Origin of the sequence: uncultured Sphingorhabdus sp. (assembly GCF_937872355.1) — a bacterium.
Classification (GTDB): Bacteria; Pseudomonadota; Alphaproteobacteria; order Sphingomonadales; family Sphingomonadaceae; genus Sphingorhabdus_B.
Genome location: NZ_CALMSV010000203.1, coordinates 1 through 6,380, shown reverse-complemented (window position 1 = coordinate 6,380; position 6,380 = coordinate 1). Strand labels below are relative to the sequence as shown.

Genomic DNA, 6,380 nt, shown 5'->3' with positions numbered 1-6,380 from the left:
AGACGGGGCTGCGAAGGCGATTGTCGACCCGGTTTTAGGTCCAACTTGGTTCGACACCTTGACAATTGGTCAAACTTAAGAGGTTCAGCCGATTTCGACCATCTCGAAATCGGCTTTTTCCGCGCCACAAGTCGGGCAATACCAATCATCGGGCACATCTTCCCAGCGCGTGCCGGGCGCGATGCCATCGTCGGGCCAGCCCTCGGCCTCGTCATATTCCTGCCCGCAATAGGTGCAGCGATAGCGTTTATACGGCTCTGCCATCTCAGTTCAGCGTGAAGCGGATGGGCACATGCTTTGGCCCGCAGACAAAGTTGGAAATCGTCCGCTGCGGCGTGCCGGCCAGTTCGATGGATTTCAGGTGCGGGAATAATTCTTCCCACAATATCCGCATCTCCATGCGCGCAAGGTGCTGGCCAAGGCAGACATGCGCGCCATAGCCAAAGGCGATCTGGCGGTTGGGTTCGCGGTCGATGCGATAGTCGAACGGATCGTTGAACACCGCTTCGTCTCGATTGGCCGATTGATAGGATAGCATCATCCAGTCACCAGCCTTGATCTTCTGACCCGACACTTCGGTATCCTGCGTCGCGCTGCGCATGAAGTGCTTCACCGGAACGACCCAGCGGATCGATTCTTCGACAAAGGCATTCACCTTACCCGGATCAGCCTTCAACTGTTCAAAAAGCTGCGGGCGTTCGGCCAAGGCCCAGAACGCCCCCGCCGTGGTGTTTGAAGTCGTGTCGTGCCCGGCGGTGGCAGCAATGATGTAATAGCCCATCAACTGGCGGCGATTCAGATATTCGCCATTGACCTTGGCATTGGCAATCAGGCTGTTGACCTGATCGGTCGGATTGGCCCGGAACTTCTCGGTCATCACACCGAAATAGGCTTCCAGATCCTCCATCGTGCGGCGCAGGCCATCGAGCGCCTCTGCGGGGTTCACCTCTTTGCGATCACGGTTGAGCTCGGGGTCTGCACTGCTGAACAGTTCCTGCGTCAGCTTGAGCATGAACGGCTCATCCTCTTGCGGAACGCCCAGCACCGTCATGATCACACGCAGCGGATAGAGGAACGCCACATCGGTTGCAAAATCGCATTCGGGCGCTTTGGCGAGCATTTCTGCAACGAACGATTTGGCAATTTTGCGGATATCATCTTCCAACCCGCGCAGCGCCTTTGGCGTTACCGACGGGAAGACGACAGCCCGCAAATCCTTATGCTCCTGCCCGTCGAGCGAGACGAGGCTGCGCACCAGATTGGGCTCACCGCCGGTTATAAAGCGCACCATCGGCTCCATTTCCTTCAAAGTCAGGAAGGTCGATTTGTCGCCATTGTGGAAAATGTCCGGCTGCTTTTCGACCGTCATGATATCGGCATGGCGGCTGACCACCCAGAAAGGTTCCATCCCCTCCGGCTCGGCAACCGCAAGCGGCATTTCGGCGCGAATGGTTCGGAACGCTTCATCGACCGGATCACCCGCCGCATAGGCGCGCGAATCCACAATGGTCTGGGCGAGATTTGCTGGAATTTGCATATTTCTGGTCCTGTCCGGAGTGTCAGCTATATTTGAATTCGGCGCCGGTTAAGTCGGTTGCCGGGATCTGGTCTTTCTCGGCCCAATAATCCTGGTTGTGCCGCCATTCGGGCTTGTCGCCGCGCCGGGGCAGCTTATCGAGCCCGCGCATCAGATAGCCCGGATTGAAATTGTCCTCTTCGATCCAAGGCGCCAGTGGCATCCCCGCATCCTCCGGACGCAACTGCACATCGACCCGTTTTGTACCGATTTTGTCCATATGATTCAAAAGGTTGCAGACAAAATCACCCATCATGTCGACACGCAATGTCCAGCTGGCGCGGAAATAGCCCATCACCCAAGCCATGTTGGGAACGCCGGTGAACATCATCCCGCGATAAGTGACGGTGTCGCTCCAGTTGACCGGCTTGCCATCAACGCTGAATGGAATGTCGCCCATCACCGACAGGCGGAAACCGGTGGCGGCAACGATGATGTCGGCCTCGATTTCCTCACCCGAACTGGTGCGCACACCCTTTTCGGTGAAGCGGTCGATCGTGTCGGTCACCACTGTCACCTTGCCCTCGACGGCGGCACGGAACACGTCTCCATTGGGGCAGAAAGCCAGCCGCTGCTGCCACACGCGATATTTGGGCGTGAAATGCGGTTCAAATTCAAAATCGGGCTTGCCGGTAAAGGCGCGAACCAGCTCTTTCAGTTCCTCGAATACGACCTCCGGCTCGGTCTGGCAGCGCTTGGTCATCATATCCTGATCATACATGATCTGCGCGCGCACGACGCGGTGGATGGTCGGCTCATCAATGCCGATTTCGCGCAACCGATCCGCCAGCTCATTCTTGTTTTCGCTGCAGAAGAAATAGGTGGGCGAGCGCTGCAGCATCGTTACATGCGCGGCCTTTTCGGCAAAGGCGGGAACAACGGTGGCGGCAGTGGCGCCCGAACCGATCACAAGCACGCGCTTGCCGGCATAATCGGTCCGCGGGTCCCACAATTGGGCGTGGACGAAATGACCCTTATAATCGCTCAACCCTTCCCAATCGGGAATGTACGGCTTTTCATGGTCGTAATAGCCCTGGCACATCCAGAGGAAGTTGCAGGTGAACGTCGCTTTGGATCCGTCGGCGAGCCGGATAGCCTCAATCGTCCAGCGATTGTCGGCGCTCGACCATTTGCACGCGGTGATGCGATGGCCATAGCGGATGTTCGGGCCAATATGGTTCTCTTCAATCACCTCGCCCATATATTTCAGGATTTCGTCCGCGCTGGCGATTGGCGCGCCTACCCAGGGTTTGAAACGATAGCCGAAGGTGTAGAGATCGGAGTCGGAACGGACGCCGGGATATTTGTGCGTTTCCCAAGTGCCGCCAAATGTGTCCTTCATCTCGAGGACGACATAGCTTTTGCCCGAGCATTGCTGCTGCAGATGATAGGCCGAACCTATGCCTGAAATGCCTGCTCCGGCGATCAGAACGTCAAAATGTTCCGCTTTCCCGGCTGCACCAGCCGAATCGGCGCGTTCCAGTGTATCCAGCATCTTCTATCTCCTCTGCTTGAGGGAGATAATTGCTGGTCGGTTGCAAGTTGCAATTGACCAAAATCAAAAAGTGAAAGTTAGAGCATATATTTCATTTTAACGGTCTGCGTCGCTGAACCCTTTAGAGCAAAAGCCGCCGAAGCAAATTTGGGCGGTCCAAAGGCTATCTTGGGATTGCGCGAAAATCCGAAACCCTCTTTCGGAATAGCGAGCATCGTGTCGAGCTTGTCATTGGCATTTTCATCATGGATCAGCGACAGCGCGTAGGTACCATCAGCCAGTCCCGAGAAACTGATCGCACCCGCAGCAGTCGCCCGTACTGTGCGCTTGTGCGCCGCAGGATCCTTCGAACAATCAGGAAAGGCCTTTGCATTGGCCGTCAGGCAGACCAGCACATTGCCCTTCTGATTGCGCAATCCTGTGACCGAAACGGTTAGTGTGGCATCATCCGCCGCTTGCGCCGCGCCCTGCCCTGCCAAAATCGCCAAGGCCAAGATCGGTACCGCAAATCCGGTCCCAAAAACGGAAGTAGAGCCCATAATTCCCCTTATACGCATCATGATGCTTTTGATGGTGGGTCGCCGTTATCAGCCATTTCCCCAATGGTCCATGAACAAGACTGCGGGGGAAAAGCTCCCAGCCCATATGGTTGGTGATGCCCATCAACGTCATGATGAATAGCACGAAGCCCAAGGCGCCGACATGGATAGGGATCAGGAAGACCAGCGCCGGGATCACAATCGCACCCGTCACCGCCTCCCAAGGGTGAAAACTCATCGCGGCCCAAGAGGTGGGCGGGCGGCTTTCATGATGGACGGCATGGGCGATGCGAAACAACCTCGGCCAGTGCATCCAGCGGTGCGTCCAGTAGAACCAGGTGTCATGCGCGGCGAGGAACAGGAAAACCGACAGCGGCAGATACCAGAGCGGATAGTGGCCAATATCGGTGTAGATCTGCGTCCAGCCCCGGTTCTGCCATCCCCAAGCGACGACACCAGCCGGAACGCCATATATCCCGGCGGACAGCAAGGACCAGTAGATTTCGCGGCGCATCTGAGTGTCGAGCTTTGCATAAAGCCCGGGGCGGACCTTGCCCGTTAGCCACGCAAAAAAACCGCTGGTTGCCAGATAACGTAAACCGACGATCAGCGTCATGGCCAGCGCGGAACCGATAGCCGCCATTGACGGTGTCATTGTTCCTTCCAGGTCACGTTGCCGCGATAGCGTCCGGCGATTGCAACGCCGTTCGTACCTTTCGCCGGGGTAAAACGCGCACGCTTCATGAAGGCGTTGCAGGTCGCCTTGTCGAGCGCTTCCTTACCAGACGATACGGTGACGGTGCAGCTTTGTGGCCGACCGTCTGCAGCGACAACCATCTCGAACCGGGTTGTCCCTGAGGCCGTTACTCCCCGGGGATAGTCAGCAGCGGTGATGATCGAAGCCGCATTTTTGAGGGACGAGGCCAGCAGCAACGGCAAATTACCCGTCCCGGTCGGATCGCAACTGCCAAGTCCACCTGCCTGAAGAATGACAACGGCGGGTGCGCGGCAGGCGAAGATATTGAGCGATTGCAACGGCAGGTAGCTACCCGGCAGCTCTGCGCGCGCACCGACGGTAAAAGTCTGCCAGCCTGTGTCGCGGCTGCAATCGCCGCTGCCTGCATTCTCCGCACAGACGGCGACGGATAATGGCTCTGCGCAGTCATTCACCAAGCGGAATGTCTCGTTTCCTTCACGACGGAAGGTAACGCACTGTTCACTGGCATAAGCGGATGTCGAGCTTGTTTGGGCCTGCACCGGTCGCGTACCGCCCATGAATGAAGCCAGCACCAGCAATGACGCGGAGCAGATAAGTTGGAAAGCATGCTGCATGCCAACATGCATAAATCCGCACCGCGACGATGTCCACGCTTTGGCAGTACACATCTCCACAACTTCTTTGTCACATCTTCTTGCACACCATCACCGCTGCGCTAGGGCCATTCGCATGCCCTTGGCTGCCCCAACCCCTATCAAATGCGACCTTGCCATTGTCGGCGGCGGCCTTGCTGGAGGCTTGATTGCGCTCGCGGTTGCGCGGCAGCGGCCCGAGCTCAAGATCGTGCTGGTCGAACAAGAAGCGCATTTCGGCGGCAACCATATCTGGAGCTTTTTCGCGAGCGACATCGCACCCGAGCATCGCTGGCTGACCGCGCCGCTCGTCACCTATGGCTGGTCGGGCTATGATGTGCATTTCCCTGCGCACAGCCGCAGCCTCGACAACATTTACTACACCATCGAATCCGAGCGGCTCGACTGGCTGTTGCGGCACAATCTGCCTGCCTCTTCGTTGTTAACAGGTCGCACGGTCAAAGCCGTCAGCCCCCGGTTAGTCGTGCTGGATGGTGCGCAGCGGATAAATGCCGGCGGCGTCATCGACGCGCGCGGGGTGGCGGACTATCATCATCTTGATTGCGGCTGGCAGAAATTCACGGGCCAGTTGATGCAACTTTCCGAACCGCATGATTTGACGCGGCCGATCGTGATGGATGCAACGGTCGAACAGCATGACGGCTATCGCTTCGTCTATGTTTTGCCTTTCGGCATGGACAAGGTTTTCGTCGAGGACACTTATTATAGTGACAAGCCGGACTTGGACCGCCGCGTCATGGCGCAGCGGATCGCAGCCTATGCCGATGGCAAGGGCTGGCAGGTGGAACGTGTATTGCGCGAAGAAACAGGCGTGTTGCCCGTCGTCATGGGCGGCGACCTCGAAAATTACTGGGCGAGTGGCAGCGGGCGGACGGCCAAGGCCGGTGCGCGCGGCGCTTTCCTCCACCCAGTCACCAGCTACTCGCTGCCCGATGCAGTGCGTAATGCGATCTATATTTCAGAGCTTCCCGATTACGACGGCGACCGATTGAACTTGCTGATGCGGCAGCGCGCGCAGGAACATTGGAAGGGTGGCAGTTTCTATCGCATTCTCAACCGGATGCTCTTCCGTGCGTCCGAACCTGGCGAACGGTACAAGATACTCGAGCGCTTCTACAGGCTTAAGCCCGGATTGATCGAACGCTTCTATGCCGGGCAGAGCACTGGCAGCGACAAAGCGCGCATTCTCTCTGGCAAACCACCGGTTCCCATCGGTAAGGCGTTGCAAGCAATTCGGGCACGGAAGAAGAAAAGATGAAATCAGCCGTCGTCATCGGCTCGGGCTTCCGCGGCAGCCTCGCCTGCGACACCCCCGGGAACGCGCGGTTGGGCGGGCGCGCGGGCGGCACGGCCCATTCCTGCCGCGGCGCGGGCACGCCGCCCGGCCGGGACGGTTCCG

The 6,380-nt window shown here is 57.9% G+C and carries 7 protein-coding genes; 1 reads left to right on the top strand and 6 read right to left on the bottom strand.

Annotation, left to right across the window (positions count from 1 at the left end; genetic code table 11):
• Positions 1-84: 84 nt before the first annotated feature.
• The 6 genes from Q0239_RS13350 to Q0239_RS13325 all read right to left on the bottom strand — a co-directional run bounded on the left by Q0239_RS13350 (position 85) and on the right by Q0239_RS13325 (position 4,954).
• Positions 85-264 carry a rubredoxin gene (locus Q0239_RS13350; RefSeq protein WP_298603669.1) on the bottom strand — a complete coding sequence of 60 codons (180 nt, stop codon included), beginning with the start codon at positions 262-264 and terminating at the stop codon, positions 85-87.
• A 1-nt stretch (position 265) separates the two neighbouring features.
• Positions 266-1,537 carry a cytochrome P450 gene (locus Q0239_RS13345; RefSeq protein ID WP_298603667.1) on the bottom strand — a complete coding sequence of 424 codons (1,272 nt, stop codon included), beginning with the start codon at positions 1,535-1,537 and terminating at the stop codon, positions 266-268.
• 22 nt (positions 1,538-1,559) lie between these two features.
• Positions 1,560-3,071 carry an NAD(P)/FAD-dependent oxidoreductase gene (locus Q0239_RS13340; protein WP_298603665.1) on the bottom strand — a complete coding sequence of 504 codons (1,512 nt, stop codon included), beginning with the start codon at positions 3,069-3,071 and terminating at the stop codon, positions 1,560-1,562.
• Positions 3,072-3,148: 77 nt separating this feature from the next.
• Positions 3,149-3,559, bottom strand: coding sequence for a DUF2141 domain-containing protein (locus Q0239_RS13335; RefSeq protein WP_298603663.1), 411 nt, complete (start codon positions 3,557-3,559; stop codon positions 3,149-3,151).
• A complete protein-coding gene (locus tag Q0239_RS13330; RefSeq protein ID WP_298603661.1) occupies positions 3,516-4,265 on the bottom strand; it encodes a sterol desaturase family protein in 750 nt (249 codons plus the stop codon). The genes Q0239_RS13335 and Q0239_RS13330 overlap by 44 nt, the downstream gene beginning before the upstream one ends.
• Complete coding sequence (locus Q0239_RS13325) at positions 4,262-4,954, bottom strand: energy transducer TonB (RefSeq protein WP_298603659.1); 693 nt, start codon at positions 4,952-4,954, stop codon at positions 4,262-4,264. Before Q0239_RS13325 ends, Q0239_RS13330 begins: the two co-directional genes overlap by 4 nt.
• A 103-nt stretch (positions 4,955-5,057) precedes the next feature.
• Between Q0239_RS13325 and crtY the strand changes: the two genes are divergently transcribed.
• Positions 5,058-6,239, top strand: a complete 1,182-nt coding sequence (gene crtY, locus Q0239_RS13320) for a lycopene beta-cyclase CrtY (RefSeq protein WP_298603657.1) — start codon at positions 5,058-5,060, stop codon at positions 6,237-6,239.
• Positions 6,240-6,380 lie beyond the last annotated feature (141 nt).